The organism is Pseudomonas sp. TWR1-1-3 (genome assembly GCF_049896805.1).
GTDB lineage: Bacteria > Pseudomonadota > Gammaproteobacteria > Pseudomonadales > Pseudomonadaceae > Aquipseudomonas > Aquipseudomonas bubulae.
On record NZ_JAFCUZ010000005.1, the window covers coordinates 545,922 to 563,876 of the forward strand.

13 protein-coding genes and 2 tRNA genes are annotated in these 17,955 nt (G+C 58.7%); 8 read left to right on the top strand and 7 right to left on the bottom strand.

Translation table 11 applies throughout. The annotated features are described in order from the left end of the window. Positions 1 to 255 precede the first annotated feature (255 nt). Positions 256 to 1,650, top strand: a complete 1,395-nt coding sequence (gene argH / locus ACP7BE_RS20925; protein ID WP_095000670.1) for an argininosuccinate lyase — start codon at positions 256 to 258, stop codon at positions 1,648 to 1,650. 143 nt (positions 1,651 to 1,793) lie between these two features. Here the strand turns inward: argH and ACP7BE_RS20930 are convergent, their stop codons facing one another. Continuing rightward, complete coding sequence (locus ACP7BE_RS20930) at positions 1,794 to 2,453, bottom strand: glutathione S-transferase family protein (protein WP_133143930.1); 660 nt, start codon at positions 2,451 to 2,453, stop codon at positions 1,794 to 1,796. Positions 2,454 to 2,578: 125 nt separating this feature from the next. Here ACP7BE_RS20930 and ACP7BE_RS20935 point away from each other — a divergent pair, with 125 nt between their 5' ends. Next, a complete protein-coding gene (locus ACP7BE_RS20935; protein ID WP_016782995.1) occupies positions 2,579 to 2,863 on the top strand; it encodes a hypothetical protein in 285 nt (94 codons plus the stop codon). A gap of 7 nt (positions 2,864 to 2,870) precedes the next feature. Here the strand turns inward: ACP7BE_RS20935 and dibA are convergent, their stop codons facing one another. Next, positions 2,871 to 4,793, bottom strand: a complete 1,923-nt coding sequence (gene dibA, locus ACP7BE_RS20940; protein ID WP_095017810.1) for a phosphodiesterase DibA — start codon at positions 4,791 to 4,793, stop codon at positions 2,871 to 2,873. Between the two features lie 149 nt (positions 4,794 to 4,942). Between dibA and desA the strand changes: the two genes are divergently transcribed. Then, a complete protein-coding gene (desA, locus tag ACP7BE_RS20945) occupies positions 4,943 to 6,127 on the top strand; it encodes a delta-9 fatty acid desaturase DesA (protein WP_165446538.1) in 1,185 nt (394 codons plus the stop codon). Positions 6,128 to 6,200: 73 nt separating this feature from the next. Here the strand turns inward: desA and ACP7BE_RS20950 are convergent, their stop codons facing one another. The 3 genes from ACP7BE_RS20950 to gabD form a co-directional block, all read right to left on the bottom strand. Then, a complete protein-coding gene (locus ACP7BE_RS20950) occupies positions 6,201 to 7,442 on the bottom strand; it encodes an HDOD domain-containing protein (protein WP_095031433.1) in 1,242 nt (413 codons plus the stop codon). A gap of 145 nt (positions 7,443 to 7,587) precedes the next feature. Then, on the bottom strand, positions 7,588 to 8,871 hold the full coding sequence (gene gabT, locus ACP7BE_RS20955; protein ID WP_095000665.1) for a 4-aminobutyrate--2-oxoglutarate transaminase: 1,284 nt from the start codon (positions 8,869 to 8,871) through the stop codon (positions 7,588 to 7,590). A 177-nt stretch (positions 8,872 to 9,048) separates the two neighbouring features. Then, positions 9,049 to 10,491, bottom strand: a complete 1,443-nt coding sequence (gene gabD / locus ACP7BE_RS20960) for an NADP-dependent succinate-semialdehyde dehydrogenase (RefSeq protein WP_095000664.1) — start codon at positions 10,489 to 10,491, stop codon at positions 9,049 to 9,051. A 347-nt stretch (positions 10,492 to 10,838) separates the two neighbouring features. Here gabD and ACP7BE_RS20965 point away from each other — a divergent pair. The 5 genes from ACP7BE_RS20965 (at position 10,839) to ACP7BE_RS20985 (ending at position 15,522) form a co-directional block, all read left to right on the top strand. Continuing rightward, positions 10,839 to 10,915: transfer RNA gene (locus ACP7BE_RS20965), tRNA-Arg, on the top strand. A gap of 184 nt (positions 10,916 to 11,099) precedes the next feature. Continuing rightward, positions 11,100 to 11,190: transfer RNA gene (locus tag ACP7BE_RS20970), tRNA-Ser, on the top strand. Between the two features lie 306 nt (positions 11,191 to 11,496). Then, a complete protein-coding gene (locus tag ACP7BE_RS20975) occupies positions 11,497 to 12,015 on the top strand; it encodes an RNA polymerase sigma factor (RefSeq protein ID WP_426107094.1) in 519 nt (172 codons plus the stop codon). Further along, on the top strand, positions 12,008 to 12,952 hold the full coding sequence (locus ACP7BE_RS20980; protein ID WP_426107096.1) for a FecR family protein: 945 nt from the start codon (positions 12,008 to 12,010) through the stop codon (positions 12,950 to 12,952). Before ACP7BE_RS20975 ends, ACP7BE_RS20980 begins: the two co-directional genes overlap by 8 nt. A 116-nt stretch (positions 12,953 to 13,068) precedes the next feature. Next, positions 13,069 to 15,522: a TonB-dependent siderophore receptor gene (locus ACP7BE_RS20985; RefSeq protein WP_232527666.1), complete on the top strand. Its 2,454-nt coding sequence runs from the start codon at positions 13,069 to 13,071 to the stop codon at positions 15,520 to 15,522. 80 nt (positions 15,523 to 15,602) lie between these two features. Here the strand turns inward: ACP7BE_RS20985 and ACP7BE_RS20990 are convergent, their stop codons facing one another. Both ACP7BE_RS20990 and ACP7BE_RS20995 read right to left on the bottom strand, forming a co-directional pair. Next, positions 15,603 to 17,084: a YdgA family protein gene (locus ACP7BE_RS20990; RefSeq protein WP_095000662.1), complete on the bottom strand. Its 1,482-nt coding sequence runs from the start codon at positions 17,082 to 17,084 to the stop codon at positions 15,603 to 15,605. 129 nt (positions 17,085 to 17,213) lie between these two features. Continuing rightward, positions 17,214 to 17,858: an NADH:ubiquinone oxidoreductase subunit N gene (locus ACP7BE_RS20995; protein ID WP_095000661.1), complete on the bottom strand. Its 645-nt coding sequence runs from the start codon at positions 17,856 to 17,858 to the stop codon at positions 17,214 to 17,216. Positions 17,859 to 17,955 lie beyond the last annotated feature (97 nt).

The following is a 17,955-nucleotide window of genomic DNA, read 5'->3' on the forward strand; positions in this document are numbered from 1 at the left end:
CCTGCCTCGATTGCTCGATTTAATACCGGATACGTCTGGCAATCTACAAAGACCTGCTATGACTGATCCATACGACCAACTGTAGACGGTTGCCAAGGCGAAAGTATTCAAACGATACATTTCCTTTCGGAAATTTATTTATACCGCACTTCACACAAAAACCTGCCGAGCTGCGTCAACGCCATGAATGGCAACCCTGTTATGATTCGCGGTAACTATTTGTGTAACTCCCCTCAGCCGATTACGAGCGAATCCATGAGCACCGACAAGACCAATCAGTCCTGGGGCGGCCGCTTCAGTGAACCCGTCGACGCCTTCGTTGCGCGTTTCACCGCCTCCGTCACTTTCGACCAGCGCCTTTATCGCCATGACATCATGGGCTCCGTGGCTCACGCCACGATGCTGGCCAAGGTCGGCGTGCTGACCGATGCCGAACGCGACAGCATCATCGACGGCCTCAAAACCATCCAGAGCGAAATCGAAGCCGGTACGTTTGACTGGCGCATCGATCTGGAAGACGTGCACATGAACATCGAGGCGCGTCTGACCGACCGCATCGGCGTGACCGGCAAAAAACTGCACACCGGCCGTAGCCGTAATGACCAGGTTGCGACCGATATCCGCCTGTGGCTACGTGACGAAATCGATCTGATCCTGGCCGAGATCACCCGCCTGCAAAAAGGCCTGCTGGAACAGGCAGAGCGTGAAGCCGAGACCATCATGCCCGGCTTTACCCACCTGCAGACCGCACAGCCGGTAACATTTGGTCACCATATGCTGGCCTGGTTCGAGATGCTCAGCCGCGATTACGAGCGCCTGGTCGACTGCCGCAAGCGCACCAACCGCATGCCTCTGGGCAGCGCCGCACTGGCGGGCACCACCTACCCGATCGACCGCGAATTCACCGCACAACTGCTGGGCTTTGACGCCGTGGGCGGCAACTCGCTGGACAACGTCTCCGATCGCGATTTCGCCATCGAATTCTGCGCCGCCGCCAGCATCGCGATGATGCACTTGTCGCGCTTCTCCGAAGAGCTGGTGCTATGGACCAGCGCGCAATTCCAGTTTATCGACCTGCCCGACCGCTTCTGCACCGGCAGCTCGATCATGCCGCAAAAGAAAAACCCCGACGTGCCGGAATTGGTACGTGGCAAAAGCGGCCGTGTATTCGGTGCGCTGATGGGCCTGCTGACCCTGATGAAAGGCCAGCCATTGGCCTACAACAAGGATAACCAGGAAGACAAGGAACCCCTGTTCGACGCCGCCGACACCTTGCGCGACTCGCTGCGCGCCTTTGCCGACATGATCCCGGCGATCAAGCCCAAGCACGCGATCATGCGTGAAGCGGCGCTGCGTGGCTTCTCCACCGCGACCGATCTGGCCGACTACCTGGTGCGCCGTGGCCTGCCGTTCCGTGACTGCCACGAAATCGTCGGCCACGCTGTGAAGTACGGCGTTGAGACCGGCAAGGACCTGGCGGAAATGAGCCTCGAAGAACTGCGTCAGTTCAGCGATCAGATCGAAGACGATGTGTTTGCCGTACTGACCCTTGAAGGTTCGGTCAATGCCCGTGATCACATCGGCGGCACTGCGCCGGCGCAGGTGAAAGCGGCAGTAGTTCGCGGCAAGGCGCTGCTGGCCAGCCGTTAAACCTCAAAGCGGCGCCCCTGTGGGAGCGAGCCTGCTGGCGAAAGGTGTTATGGATAACGCGTTTTGCTGGATAAACGCGATGTTCTTGAGACCTTCGCGAGCAGGCTCGCTCCCACAATAGGGGGCGACACCCTGTGTACTGGTTATTTCTTGCTGCTGATCCACGCCAGAAACTGCGGCATGGCGGCGTCCTTGTCCGCGGCGATTTTCTGCACGTGCGGGTTTTGCTGCAGACGCTCCAGCAATGCCTTGGCCCCCGGCATGTCGGCCAGCAGGTCGAGACCAAACACCTTGTGTGCGACGCCACAGGCCAGATCAACGCTGAAGGCGAAGTAGATATCCGCCACGCTCAGGATCTCGCCCGCGACATAAGGCGCGAACTTGCCGTGACGGCCCAGGGAGGCGATACCGTCGAGCAGCTCGGTGCGGGCCTTTTCCTTGATCGCGTCGGGCACTTGCATGCCGAAAAACGCCTCGGGGTAACAGGCGCGGGCAGGCAACTCGATATACAGCTCGATTTCCTTGGCCAGTGCCAACACCTGCGCACGCTCAAACGGATCCACTGGTAGCAGCCTGAGGCCCGATTGGGTTTGCTCGATATATTCCAGGATCACGCTGGTTTCGTTGATAAAACCTTGTTCAACGCCCAGTGCCGGGACTTTGCCGCGGGGGCTGATGGCCAGCGCCTCAGGGGTCTTGCCAGCGAAAAACGGCACTTCTTCAAAGGGCACGCCCTTTTCCAGCAGCGCCAGCTTGACCATGTTGTAGTAGTTGCTGACTGCGAATCCATAAAGCTTGAGCATTACAAAGCCTCCAGGCCGTGTTGGGGTTGGCAGCAGCTGTTATAGAGCTTCGCCATCAGGCTGGCTAGCAGCATCAGCATCCTGAATACCGTTAGACTGCCAACCTTTACCCAAGGAGCCTGCCCATGAGCGAGCCAACCGATATCGACAACGAAGAAGAAGAGTTCGCCGAATCCACCCTGATTCAGGCGATTGAAAACCAGATTGAAAGCGACAACCCGCCTGCTGCCAAAGCCACGTTCAACAAACTGACCCTGGTCGGCTACGAGCGCGACGATATTCTGCAGATGATGGCCCATGTGTTGGCCGTGGAGATTGACGCGATCCTCGAAGAAGACCGCGCCTTTAACACTGAGTGGTACGAAGCCGCACTGCGCGCGCTGCCGACCCTGCCGCCAGAAAAGGACTAAGCCCGGTTCAGGGGCGAATTGCCGGCGCCCGCTGCCAGTCCAGATCCTTGGCAGGCATCGGACGCCCAAACCAGTAGCCCTGGCCCAGGTTGCAGTCAAGGTCGAGCAGGAACTGCGCCTGCTCAACCTGCTCTATCCCTTCGGCATGCACCTCCAGGCCCATGCTTTGACCCAGTGCGATAACCGCTCGCACGATCGCCACATCATCATTGTCCCCAGGCAAGCCGGCGACAAAGCCCTGATCGATTTTCAGCTTCTGCACAGGCAGGCGCTTGAGTCGCAGCAAAGATGAAAAACCGGTGCCGAAATCATCGATGGCCAGGCGCAAACCCAGCACCCGCAGACGATGCATCTGCTCCAGGGCCACTTGCGAGTTGTCCATCACCGCACTTTCGGTCACTTCAAGCTCCAGCAAGGCCGGATCCAGCCCGGTGTCTGCCAGTACCGTTGAAACCAGCGAAAACAGCTCGGGACGGGCAAACAGTCGGCTGGAAATATTCACCGCCACAAACGACAGTTCCACACCTGCAGCCTGCCACTGAACCATCTGCCAACAGGCTTGTTCCAGCACCCAGGCGTCAATCTCGGCGATCAACCCGGTACGTTCCGCGATCGGGATAAACTCACCCGGTGACAACAGCCCCCGCAGCGGGTGCTCCCAGCGCACCAGTGCTTCAACGCCAATCAGGCGGCTGGTTTTAAGGTTGTGCACCGGCTGGTAGTACACGCGCAGCTCGTGCTGCTCCAGGGCGCGGCGCAGATCGCTGGCCACCTCAACCCGGTATTGGGCATGGGCCGTCAGCTCCTCGGTGTACAAGGCATAACCCTCGCGTCCCGAACTTTTGGCCTTGAACAAAGCCGAGTCGGCATTGCGCAGCAATTGCTCGGCGTTCAGAGCATCGCCGGGGAACACGCTGATGCCGACGCTGGCGCTGATAAAGAGTTGATGCCTGTCGACATCGAACGGGCCTTTCATGACCTCCAGCACCTGCTGCGCAAGCCCGGCGGCCTGGCTCGCATGCTCACAGCTGTCGACCAGCACGGCGAACTCATCACCGCCCAGCCGGGCCACGGTAAAGCCTTTGCCGAACACCCTGAGCAAACGCTCGGCCACCGCCTTGAGCAGCAGGTCACCGACGTTGTGGCCCAGGCTGTCATTGATGATCTTGAAGTGATCGAGGTCGATCATCAGCAGAGCACAGCCGGTCTGGTGGCGTTGCGCAGAAGCCAGCGCCTGCTCAGTGCGGTCGGTGAACAGCAGACGGTTGGGCAGGTCAGTCAGGGGATCATGGTGAACCAGACGTGCGAGCTCGGTCTGGGAGTTCTTGATCGCGGAGATATCCGAAAAAACCGCGACATAGTGACTGACCTGGCCCTTGTCATCGGTAATCGAGCGCACGGTCTGCCACTGCGGGTAGACCTCGCCGCTTTTGCGCCGGTTCCAGATTTCGCCGTGCCACTCGCCGCGCTCATCGATCGTCTTGAACATTGCCTGATAAAACGCGGGGCCGTGGCGACCCGACTTGAACATGTTCGGGCGTCGGCCAAGCACCTCTTCGGCCGGGTAGCCGGTTATTTCAACCAAGGCACGGTTGACGTGAACGATCACCCCGCGGCTGTCGCTGACCAGCACCCCTTCACGGGTGCAGTCAAACACCACCGCTGCCTGACGCAAGCGCTCCCTATCCTGAAGCTGGCGCTTCAGACCGGGGTTCATCCCCAAAAAATCGAACAAACGGGCCCGGGCGAAAAAAATCAGTACGGCGCTGAACAGGGCAAAAACATAGCCATTTACCTGCTGCCACCGCACCAACTGTGCTGAATCATCGAAATAACTGTTCAATAAATGATCAGTCACCAGCAGCCAGAAAACCGCTAGCAGCCCGTATAACAGGGCCGTACGCAAGGCATCGCGAGAAGAAACAGACATAAGAAAGTTAATGCGCCTACAAAAAAGTGGGAATTATAGTGTAAGAAACATCCGGGCACTCTTATCTGAAAGGCCGACTGGTTTTATCTGGCTGCATGGTGATAATGCGTGTTGCAGTTTTTTTCATCTTCCCGAGGGCCAAACAGCCTATGTGGTACAACGGTTTTCTCGACTTGTCAGCCTGGCAACTGGTGGCAGTCACTCTGTTGATGACCCACGTGACCATTATCGGTGTCACGGTTTATCTACACCGCTACTCAGCCCACCGCTCGCTTGAGCTCAATGGTGGCCTGAAACACTTTTTCCGCTTCTGGCTGTGGCTGACCACCGCGCAGAATACCCGTGAGTGGACAGCCATCCACCGCAAGCACCACGCCAAATGCGAAACCGTCGATGACCCGCACAGCCCGGTTATCAAAGGGTTATCGACCGTTTTGCGAAAAGGTGCAGAGCTGTATCGTGAAGAAGCGCAAAATCCTGAAACATTGCGTATTTATGGCAAAAACTGCCCTGAAGACTGGATTGAGCGAAACCTTTATTCGCGTTACAAAATGCTCGGCGTGGCGCTCATGCTGGTCATCGACCTGTTGCTGTTCGGTGCTATCGGCCTGACTATCTGGGCCATCCAGATGATGTGGATCCCGGTGTGGGCGGCAGGTGTGGTCAACGGTTTGGGTCACGCGGTGGGTTATCGCAACTTCGAATGCCGCGACGCAGCCACCAATCTGGTGCCTTGGGGCATCATCATTGGCGGTGAGGAGCTGCACAACAACCACCACACCTACCCCAACTCGGCCAAGATGTCGGTCAAGAAGTGGGAGTTCGACCTGGGTTGGGCCTGGATCAAGGTCTTCAGCTTTTTGCGCCTGGCCAAGGTTCAGCGTGTTGCGCCTATCGCCCACCGGGTGGAAGGCAAGGGCAATCTGGATATGGACACCGCCATGGCGATCCTCAACAACCGTTTCCAGATCATGGCCCAGTACCGCAAGCTGGTGATTGCACCGCTGGTGCAGCAAGAGCTGGCCAAGGTCGATCATTCGGTGCGTCATCAGTTCCGCCGCGCCAAGCGTCTGCTGTCGCGCGAAACCAGCCTGCTTGAAGACCGCCACCATCAGCGTATTGAAAAGATGCTGGAGCATAGCCACTCACTGAAAGTGATTTACGAGAAGCGGCTGGCCCTGCAACAGATCTGGGTCAAAACCAGCACCAACGGTCACGACATGCTGGCGGCGATCAAGGAATGGGTTCACGAGGCAGAAGCCAGCGGGATCCAGTCGCTGCGCGACTTTGCCCACCAGCTCAAGACCTACTCGCTGCGCCCTGCAGCGGTTTAAGAGCAAGCGCCCTCACCCTCTCCCGGAGGGAGAGGGTGCTGATCTTCAATGTGACGAAAATCCGCTTTTGCCTTTAGTCCCCTCTCCCTCCGGGAGAGGGTGAGGGGCTCTTGATCAACTGCGAAAGCTGCGACATACCCACCCGCAACAAGCGCGCCGTCTTCCCGCCGGCCACCTCGGCAATCCCCTCTTCCGACTCCAGATTGGCCACTTGCGCCGCCAGGTTCATCACCAGCGCTTCTCGCGAGTACACCCCGCCACCCAGGTGATACATCGCCGCAATCAACTCCCGCAGCTCCAGCGGCAATCGCCAGCGCGTGCGCAAGGCTGAACCATAGGCTGCGCCAAACTCGGCCAGAGAGGCATCAATAGCCTGGGTATCCAGCTCCCCACCCGCCTGGCGCCACTCCTGCAAGCAACGCACCAAGGCCAGATCACCCAGGCAGTGCAACAACCCGGCGCAGAAACAACGCTCCTGATCCAGATTCAACATGCCTGCCAATGTGCGGCCATAGTCTGCCGCACGCTGGGACAACGCCCAGTAACGCTCGGCGTAGTCCGCCAGGCAAGGATCGCTCAACTGCGCGCTGTACTTGAGAGTAAGCCCCTGGACCAGGTTCACGCTTTGCGCAGGCCCCAGCCGCTGCATGGCTTGCGCAAGGGTCTGGGCCGGGCTCACAAGGTGCTGCGCCGCACTGTTGGCGGCCGCAATCAGCACCGCCGTAATTTGTGGATCGGTGCGTACTTGCTGCTCAAGCCGTGCCAGGTCCACCCCTTCAGGCGTGAGGCTGCCCTTGAGCGCCGATTGCGCATCCACTCTTAGCGGCGCGCCATCGGAAGACGCGCGGCGCTGCTCCAGAAAACGCTTGAGGGTCATGCCTGGCGCCAGTGCCGGTACGTCACACGAAATCTCTTGCCCCGCCGAGAGCAGCAGGCTCTTGAGGCGCCTGGTCAGGCCGGCAATATCCAAGGGTGTGGTCAGATAAGCCGTTGGCGCCAGCGGCAAGGCTTCGCGCACACTGGCGCTGTCATTACGTGCACTCAACAAAATAAATGGCTGCGCTGCAACCGCGCGGCGTTGGCGCACAGTGCGCAACAGATCCAGACCACCTACACCCGGTAGCTCACGGTCAGCAATCACCAGGCCATAAGTTTTCCTGCCCAACTGCGCAAGCGCCTGCTGACCGTCGCCACAGACATCCAGTTGAGCGTCGCAACGTACCGTCAGCACCACTTGCTTGAGCAAATCCCGAGTCCAGGGATCGGCCTCGGCAATCAATACAGTGGGTGCTGCCATTAAATCTACAACCGTCATCCAGTTTGCTCCCCGTGCGATACAGGCACCTTAGTCAAAGGGCGCACGCGGATACAGGCCAAAACACCCAAATAGACGCTTCAGACGCAAAAAAACCGCCGAAGCGGTTTTTTTGTCTATCAGGTCACACCGTCAGGTGCGCAGCTCACGCCAGTTCAGCGAAGCACTCCTCGATGATGGCCAGACCTTTGTCCAATTGCTCGTTAGGCGAGGTCAGCGGTACCAGTACGCGCAGGACGTTGCCGTAAGTGCCGCACGACAGCAGGATCAAACCCTTGTCGCGAGCCTTGGCAACCACTTGTGCCACTGCCGTCGGATTTGGCTTGTGCGAATCGCCGCCTTCGAACAGCTCGACCGCGATCATCGCGCCCAACGCACGCACATCACCGATCACCGGGTGCTTGGCCTGGATAGCCTTGAGGCCGGTTACCAGACGCTCGCCGACTTCCTTGCAACGGTCCAGCAGGTGCTCTTCTTCAAACACATCCAGTACCGCCAGCGCTGCTGCGCAAGCAATCGGGCTACCGGCATAGGTGCCGCCCAGACCGCCTGGAGCGATGGCGTCCATGTACTCGGCCTTGCCGCACACACCGGCCAGCGGGAAGCCGCCAGCGATGGACTTGGCGAAGGTGGTCAGGTCGGCCGTTACGCCCATCTGTTCCATGGCGAAGAACGTGCCGGTACGGCCAGCGCCGGTTTGCACTTCGTCGGCGATCAGCAGGATGCCGTGCTTGTCGCACAGCTCGCGCAGACGGGCCATGAACGCTTTCGGCGCCACATAGAAACCACCTTCGCCCTGTACCGGCTCGATGATGATGGCAGCGATGTCTTTAGGCTCGGCGTCGTTCTTGAAAATGCGCTCGATGCTGGCGATGGAGTCATCCACGCTCACGCCATGCAGTTCGCACGGGTACAGCGCGCGGAAGATACCGCCTGGCATCAGACCCATGCCTGCCGAGTACGGTACGACTTTCCCGGTCAGGCCCAGGGTCATCATGGTACGGCCATGGTATGCGCCAGTGAAGGCGATCACGCCGGCACGGCCAGTTGCGGCACGGGCGATTTTCACGGCGTTTTCAACGGCTTCGGAACCGGTGGTGACCAACAGGGTTTTCTTGTCGAAATTGCCCGGGACCTTGGCGTTGATCTTTTCGCACAGCTCGACGTAAGGCTCGTAAGCCAGTACCTGGAAGCAGGTGTGGGTCAGCTTGGTCAGTTGTTCTTGCACGGCGGCAATGATTTTCGGGTGCAGGTGACCGGTGTTCAGTACCGCGATACCGCCGGCGAAGTCGATGAACTCGCGGCCTTCAACGTCGGTAACGGTGGCGTTAATCGCCGATTCGGCGAAAATCGGGTGGATCTGGCCAACACCGCGCGGAACAGCGGCTTCACGGCGTTTCATCAGGGATGCGTTGGTCTTGTTGCTCATGGTGTTCCTCATTCGCCGCTGATCAAGCAGCGTGGTTCAAGGCTGACGCGCCAGGCAGACACCCATGCCAGCATGCGATGATCGACTGGCATGGCGCTCCCGGCCACAAAAATTAACAGTTTGAAACGCAGGGGAAGCATCGCTCTCGTGCCCCCTCTGCTTGAACCACCCGCCGGGTTAGATGCCCAGGCAGAGATATTTAATTTCCAGGTAGTCTTCGATGCCGTACTTGGAGCCTTCACGGCCCAGGCCAGACGCCTTGATCCCGCCAAACGGCGCGACTTCGTTGGAGATCAGGCCGGTGTTGACGCCCACCATGCCGTACTCCAGCGCTTCAGCCACACGGAATACACGGCTCAGGTCGCGGGCATAGAAGTACGACGCCAGGCCGAACTCCGTATCGTTGGCCATCGCGATCACTTCGGCTTCGTCTTTGAAACGGAACAGCGGCGCCAGCGGGCCGAAGGTTTCTTCCTTCGCCACAGCGGCGTTTTTCGGCACGTTCACCAAAATGGTCGGCTCGAAGAAGCTGCCTTCCAGGCTGTTGCCGCCGGTCAGCAGGGTCGCGCCCTTGCTCAGTGCGTCAGCGATGTGCTCCTTGACCTTGGCCACGGCCTTGTCATCGATCAGGGGGCCTGTGGTGGTGCCTTCGTCCAGACCATTGCCGATCTTGAGCTTGGCCACCGCTACTTTCAGTTTTTCTGCGAAAGCGTCGTAGACCGAGTCCTGAATGTACAGGCGGTTGGCACATACGCAGGTCTGACCGTTGTTGCGGTATTTGGAGATGATCGCGCCTTCTACGGCTTTATCCAGGTCCGCATCGTCGAACACGATAAAAGGTGCGTTGCCGCCCAGCTCCAGCGACACTTTCTTGATGTCCTTGGCGCATTCGGCCATCAACTGGCGACCGATTTCGGTCGAGCCGGTGAAGGACAGCTTGCGCACGATCGGGTTGCTGGTCAGCTCGCCACCGATATCGCCGGCACTGCCGGTTACAACGCTCAACACGCCTTTAGGGATGCCGGCACGGTGTGCCAGCTCAACCAGGGCCAGGGCCGAGAACGGGGTTTGCGAAGCTGGCTTGATCACCATGGTGCAACCGGCGGCCAGGGCCGGGCCGGCTTTACGGGTGATCATGGCTGCCGGGAAGTTCCACGGGGTAATGGCAGCGGTCACGCCGATCGGTTGCTTGATCACGATCAGACGTTTGTCCGGCTGGTGGCCCGGGATCACGTCGCCATAAATACGCTTGGCTTCTTCAGCGAACCACTCGATAAACGAAGCAGCGTAAACGATTTCGCCCTTGGCTTCGGCCAGTGGCTTGCCCTGCTCCAGGGTCATCAAGCGGCCGAGGTCGTCCTGGTTTTCGATCAGCAGCTCAAACCAGCGACGCAGCTTGGTTGCACGCTCTTTGGCGGTCAGGGCACGCCAGGCTGGCAACGCTTTGTCTGCGGCTTCAATGGCACGACGGGTTTCAACCGCGCCCATCTTTGGCACTGTGCCGATGATTTCACCGGTAGCCGGGTTGTTGACCTTGATGGTCTGGCCACCGTCCGCATCAACCCAGGCACCATCGATATAGGCTTGCTGGCGGAACAACTGTGCGTCTTTGAGCTGCATGTGGGCTTTCCTTAACAGCACCGCGCAGGCGCGGAGCGAATTATTAAAGTAGAAAGGCGCCGTGGAAGGCTGCCGTCAGGAAGTCATTCACTGCCAAAGTATCTAAATGACGCACAAAGAACATGCCGTGCGATTCAGCACCCAGACAAGAGCGTTTGAAATCTCAAACGAATCCTAGGGATAAAGGGGGTAAAGGACAATAGCCTGTTCGAAAAAAAGAACAAGCTGCCAGACTTCACCGTTTTATCGCCCGGCCCCCATTAATAGCCCATAACGCGTAAGGAAACACCTCACGAATCAGCGGCATGGACGACTGACACGCAGATGAGTATGATGGCGGCCGCGTCGCACCAGTAGCTCAGCTGGATAGAGTACTGCCCTCCGAAGGCAGGGGTCGTGGGTTCGAATCCCGCCTGGTGCACCATTCTTTTTCCCTTGCTCAAGGGAATCGCGTCAAAACCCTGTAACCAACAGCATTTTGCCTCCCACCGAGAACCCGGTGAGCGATCGCACGCCTGTTTTTTGAGCTTTTCTGCGCAAAACGCAGATCCGGTTAAATTTTCTATGGGCAACTGACGAAAGGCTGGTTACTATACGCGGCGTTTCGCGGAGAGCTGGCCGAGTGGCCGAAGGCGCTCCCCTGCTAAGGGAGTACACCTCAAAAGGGTGTCGGGGGTTCGAATCCCCCGTTCTCCGCCATTATTTGTGGCACCTGAATGCGTTCCCTTGTTCAAGGGAACCGCGTTTTCCCCCCTACCCAATCAAACCCGATGTGCACCTGCGCAAGGTTTTGTCGCGTCCGCAGAAAACTGTGGGAGCGGGCTTGCTCTCGACTCAAGCGGCGCGGTCGTCCTGCCAGACCGCATTGATGCCATCGCGGGCAAGCCACACTCCCACAAGACTTGTCGACCGCTATAACTCAATGCTCATCCCAGCAAGAGTCGTTGCGCCATCGGGTTCAATCGTTAATGATACGGCTTCTCATTAACGCCTGAGCCCTGCTCCATGCCCTCGCCTTCACCCTCCAGCCTGCTGGCCAGTTTTCAGGAGCACTACGACGATCTGTTGTCGTTCATGACCCGGCGCCTGCGTGACCGGCATCGGGCAGCGGATGTGGCGCAGGAAACCTGGATCAAGCTGGCAAAAATCGACCCCGAGGCGGTCACGGTACTTAATGACCGGCACTTTATTTTCAAGGTGGCGGGCAACCTGGCCATCGATGCCTTGCGCGTGGATCAGCGCCAGACACGCAACCTGAGCGGCGAACCGCCTTCACTGCAAATCGCTGATCCGGGGCTGCCGCCCGAAGGTCTGCTGCTGGCCACCGAGCGCATCGGCATTCTGGATGAGGCGCTGCAACAACTGTCGCCCAATGCCCGCCAGGCGTTACTGCTGAGTCGCATCGACGGCATGACCCAAGCCCAGATCGCCGTCGAACTGGGCGTGTCGCCAAGTATGGTGGCAAAATACATTGGCCAGGCCTTGCGCCACTGCCGTGACTGGCTAAAAGACAACCATGCCTGAGCGTGCCGTGATGCCTTCAACGCCCTCCCCTGACGATCTCGACGATCAGGCCATCGACTGGCAGACCCTGCTGCACTCGGGCGAAGCCAGCGCATGCCAGCGCCTGGACTATCAGCGCTGGCAACAGTTGAGCCCGGCGCACAAAACCGCGGCCCAAGAGGCCGAAGCGCTATGGGCGGATATCGGTCTGACCGCCAGCGCCGAGCAACATCGCGCAAGACCGCGCCGCCGGGCTTATCGCTGGGCCAACGGGCTGGCGGCGGGGTTGCTACTGGCCGTACTCGGGTATGGCGCTACGGACTATGTACCAAGCTGGTCCGACACTCATCACACCGGGGTCGGTCAGCGCCAGCAATGGCTGTTGAGCGATGGCACGCGTGTCACGTTGAACAGCGCCACGGCGTTGTCGGTCGACTTCACGGGCAATCAACGTAGCGTCATCTTGCGCAAGGGCGAAGCCCTGTTCGAGTTGGCCGATGACCCGTCGCGCCCCTTTATCGTCCAGGCCGGGCAAGACCGGGTGGCGGCTAAAAACGGGGCCTTCAGCGTGCGCCGCGATGCAGTTCAGACCCGTGTACTGGTCGCCTCGGGCGCGGTGCAAGTGCAGCACCAGACGCAAACCCTGGAGCTGCAACCCAACCAGCAGGCACTGTATCAACCAGGCCAGGCTGTCGCCGAGCGCCAGCAGGTTGATGCCAATGCCCTCACCGCCTGGCACCGCGGCAAGCTGATCTTCAACCGTAAACCCTTGCAGGACGTACTCGCCGAACTGGAGCGCTATCAATACGGCCGTATCGTGCTGCCCGATGCAACACTCGGCGCCATGCAGATCAGCGGCGTGTTCGACCTCAACGATCCACAGAACCTGCTGCATACCCTGGAACAGCGTTACGGCCTCAACATCACCTACCTGCCCTTTGTGGCGTGGGTGCACTGAAAATAATTTCGCACAGGCACTGCAAGATCCTGTCGGGCATATCGTCGTAGTAAGACCAGGAACGAATCCGTTCCCATTCGCGATATAAAAAACCTCGAACAAGGATCAAAAACGCAATGGTCGAGCACGTCAAGAAGCCGCGTGGCGCACACCTAAACGAACAGCGACTGCGCCAGGTATTCGTAGCCACAGCCTTGCTGGCCAGCCTGGGAGGCCCGCTGCAAGCCAGTGCCCAGACCGCAACTGCGGCCACGCCCGGCACGTCCCAGCACACCCGCCAGGTCAGCGTGGACGTCAGGGCCCAGGACCTCGATCAGGCGCTCACCCAGTTTGCCGATCAAGCCGATTTGCACCTGCTGTTTACCTCAGCCGAAGTCGCCGGCTTGCACAGCCAGGCGCTGCGGGGGGAGATGAGTGTTGAACAGGCCCTGCAATCGCTACTCAAAGACAGCGGTCTGGTCTGGCAATTCAGCGATGCCCGCACCGTCATCTTGGGTAAACCTCAAGCCCCCGCTCAGAGCCTGCAACTCAAGGCCCTGGAAGTCAGCGTCGGCGCCCGTACCAGCACCTCCATCAGTGAAATCCCGGGCACCGTGTGGGTGGTCGACCAGGTGCAGTTGCAGGAGCAACTGGACACTGGTGTCACCCTCAAGGAAGCCATCGGCAAACTGGTGCCGGGGCTCGACCTGGCGCCCGAAGGGCGTAGCAACTACGGCCAGAACATGCGCGGGCGCAACGTGCTGGTGATGATCGACGGCGTCAGCCAGAACAGCTCGCGAGGGCTGTCGCGCCAGTTCGACAGCATCTCGCCGTTCAACGTAGAGCGGATCGAAGTGTTGTCCGGCGCCAGCGCGCTGTACGGTGGTGGCGCCACAGGCGGGATCATCAATATCGTGACCAAAAAGGGCACCCCCGGCCCCGCGCAATTCGAAACAGAGCTGTCCGCCACCAGCGGTTTCAACAACAGCGACGACCTCTCCAGCCGCATTTCACAATCCGTCAGCGGCGGCACTGATCGGGTCTATGGCCGCCTGGGGATTTCCGGTGAACAGAACGAAGCCTTTTACGATGGTAAAGGCGATCAGGTATTTATCGACAACACCCAGACCGACCTGCAATACAACCGCACCCTGGACCTGATGGGCAGCCTGGCAATCAAGCTCGATGACGTACAGGACCTGGACTTGCTGGCCCAGTACTATGATTCGGGGAACAACGGCAGCGTCGGGATTTACTTCCCCAACCTGCACGACAAAGCACCGTCCAATCTCGAAGACGCCGAAATCCGCAGCGGCTACGACACCGACCTGGAGCCGCGTTCCAAGCGCCTGCTGTTCAACGCCAACTATCACCACGCCGACCTGCTGGGCCAGGACTTCTACTTGCAGGGCTCGTACCGCAAGGAAGACAACAATTTCTATCCGTTCCCGTACTACAACGCCGGTAAACCGCAGGGTTCCAAGGGCGTGTACTTCGCCGCTTCGCAGCAGAACTTCGAAGTCACCAGCCTCAAGGCGCTGTTTGCCAAACAATGGGACAGCCTGAAGCTGACCTATGGCGTAGACCTCGACCGAGAGCGCTTCAATGCCGAACAAAGCGTGTTCGATTCGGCCATTTCATCCGAAAGCGGCGGCCTGGACCTGGTCACCCAAAGCAAGTCCCCGCGCTACCCAAGTTACCGGGTTGATGGGCATTCGGCCTACGCCCAGCTTGACTGGAAACTTACCGATGCCCTGACCCTGTCTGGCGGCGCGCGGCGCCAGCAAATGGACGTCGATGTCGGTGTGTTCAAGGGCATTGCCGGTGGCAGCAACGACTACGCGGTCAACCTGTTCAACCTGGGCGCCATTTATGACTTCAAGAATGGCCATCAAACCTGGGTCAACTACAGCGAAGGCTTTGATTTGCCGGACCCGGCCAAGTACTACGGCAAGGCGGGGCTGAGCGTCAAAGACAACCCGTTGGCCGGGATCAAGAGCCGTCAGGTCGAAACCGGCTGGCGCTTTGCCGATGTGGATTGGGACGCGCAGGCGGCGATCTATTACATCTGGTCTGACAAGGTCATCACCACGGACGCTGCCACGCTGACGATTGATGTAACCGACAAGAAGAGCCGTGATTTTGGCTTTGAAGGCGCGCTGACCCGTCACTTCAATAACGGTTGGGACGCAGGCGGCACCTTGCATCTGGTACGTTCAGAGGAAGAGGACGCGCAAGGCGACTGGATGAAGCGTGACGCCCGGTATGCGTCATTGTCCAAATCCACCGCGTTTGTTGGCTGGCACGGTGATGGGCGCAATGTGCGCTTGCAGGGTAACCATGCCTTTACGCTTAAAGACGATTCCGACCACAAGATCAGCGGTTACACCACGTTCGACTTGATGGGCAGCCAGGAGACTGAATTCGGCACGTTCAGCGCCGGCATCCAGAACCTGCTGGACAAGGAGTACAGCACGGTCTGGGGCCAGCGTGCGGCGCTGTTCTACTCGCCGACCTACGGCCCGGAGTATCTGTATGACTATCAGGGCCGTGGCCGCACATACACCATGACCTGGTCATTGGCTTATTGAACAGAGCAAGACAGTGGGAGCGAGCCTGCTCGCGAAGATCGTTCGCGAGCAGGCTCGCTCCCACAGTTTAAGTCGCGGCTTTACTGGCTGGCCACACCACCAAAGCGGGTACTCATCGCAGTGATGAAGTCTTCAAGGCTCATTTTCTGGCCATTGAGATCCACCTGGCCATCAGCGTAATTGAGCGAAGCCAGGATGTTGTTGCCCTCCACTTTGGCCAGCCCGGTTTGCACCGCCATCACGCCTGCCATCTCGCTGTTCATGCTGGCCATCTTGGCAATGGCTTGCGGATCGGTCTGGCCAACCAACTGTGCCTGCACCGCTGACAAATCAGCAATCATCGGCTTGGACAGCAACAGCTTGGCATCCAGCGCGGTCAGCATCTGCTTGGTGACGTCAACTGGCGGCTGCTCAAATGAGGTCGGCTTGGCCAGCCCCATGACAACGTTGAGCTGGCTTTCACCATTGGCGGTCTTGATCGTGAATTTCTCCAACGCCAGTTGCGGTTTGGCAGCCAGAATTTTTTCAACCTGAAGCTGCATCTGCACTTGCTCCGCCGGGGTCAGCGGGGTTTGCGGCAGGGTACCGTCGGCCTGAGGCTGGAACTTGTTCTGATAAATCTGCAGCAGCGCCTGCATGGCCGGGATATCCAGGCTGCTGGCAGTCAGTACCATTTGCGCACTGCCCACCGGCTTGCCATCCAGGGTGATATCACCGACGTTATAGGCCAGACGCCCGGACATCAGATTGCCATTGGCGGAAGCAGAATCCGTGTACTCGAAGTTCTTGAGTTTAATCACCGATTGCTTGACGCCATAAGTCAGCTGACCTTCGCTCAGCGCCATCACGTTCTGCCCAAGATAGAAGCCAAAGTCGGTCTTCTTCAGGTCACTGGCCAGGGTCAGGCCGTTGAGCTCGACCGTTACCGGCGGGTTCTCAATCGTGATCGCATTAAGCTTGAGGTGGTCCATATAGCCTTTGGCCTTGAGGTTCTGGCCATCGGCATCGGTCTGGGCTTGCATGGTCATGCCCGAGAAGCTGAACGTGGAGTGCTCGTCCAGCTGGGTCTCCAGTGCCATCAGCTCCATATGACCGTCAACCGAGCGGTCGTAACCCAGGGTGACCTGACCTTTGAGCGGAGCCTGATCCTTGGTTGCGGCAAACCACTTTTCGGTAAATGGGGTTTTTTCCAGCGAGTAATTGCTGACCGCCATCACTGGCATCCACTTGAACGTCTTGATACGCGACCACGGCAATGGACCATGCTCGATATTATCGACAAACAGCAATTCCACCGGCTTCGCATCCGGGCCCGCCTTGTCGTCCTGGATCTTCAGGCGATAGTGCGCGGTGCTGCTGTAGAGGTTGCGCTCAATGGAAACCAGCTCAATAGTGCCGTGAGTGGTGGTGCCTTGCAGTTGCTTGGCCAGCTCCTGGTTGGTCTGCTCGATCGAGGTCTGCAACACACCCTCGATTTTGCTGCCGGTATACCACGCGCCAGCGGTATTCAGCGCCCCGGCGACAACAACGATCCCTACCAGCACACCTAATGGTTTATTCATCAATTGACCCGTTCAATGTCCGTTATGTTGAAAGTAAAGCGGTCTTTGCCAAGCCCTTCATGGGCCGAAAAGTGCTAGCAGATTAACACTGGCAGCAGAGCAGACGCTCCTCCAACGTGATACCTGGCTTTATGCAGGTTGGGCGTAACGCTGGTCAATTTCGTCGAGCTGGTGGTCGAAACTCTTGAGACTGGCACTCCAGGTGTACACCAGCACTTCCAGATCATGGTCGATGCATGTTTCTCCTACAGAATTAAAAGAAACGTCCGAGTAATCCAGCTGATAACGCTCACGCGCCATCGCTGCCGCGACATTCGAGAGCTCACGCGCAGTGTCGAGCCATTGGCGCTCTTCGGATGGCAGGGCCTTGTCGAGTTTCAGGCATTGGGTCTTGAGGGCTTCGAGGCTTTTTTCCAGCGGGGTGCCGGTAAGTTCGCCCATAAACTCCTGGAAGGTCCGGCCCGGTTGCCAGTAACTGCCCCAGAAATAGCGGTCAAATACCGTCTCTACCCGCCGCAGGGCAACCTTGGTGTCCCAGATCAGGACGCGGGTCTGGCCCTGGTTGATCTGGCGTTTTTTGATCTGCCGGGTTTGCACCGAGGCGCAGGCCACCACCACTATGGCCAGAACGGCAATCAACGCACTCGCGCTATCGAGAAAGATCATTGCCTTGTCGATCTGGTGCGCCAGCATGATGCCGTAGAAGTAGGTCGCCGAAAGCAGCACCACGGCTGCCACTGCACACCAGAAGCCGGGAGCATAAGGGTTTTTCATTATTAGTATCCCCATCAGGCATGGTCTGCACGATGAGGAGGGCTACAGACCGCAAACGCCCTGAACCATCGTTCTGATACCGATAATTCAGAGCATA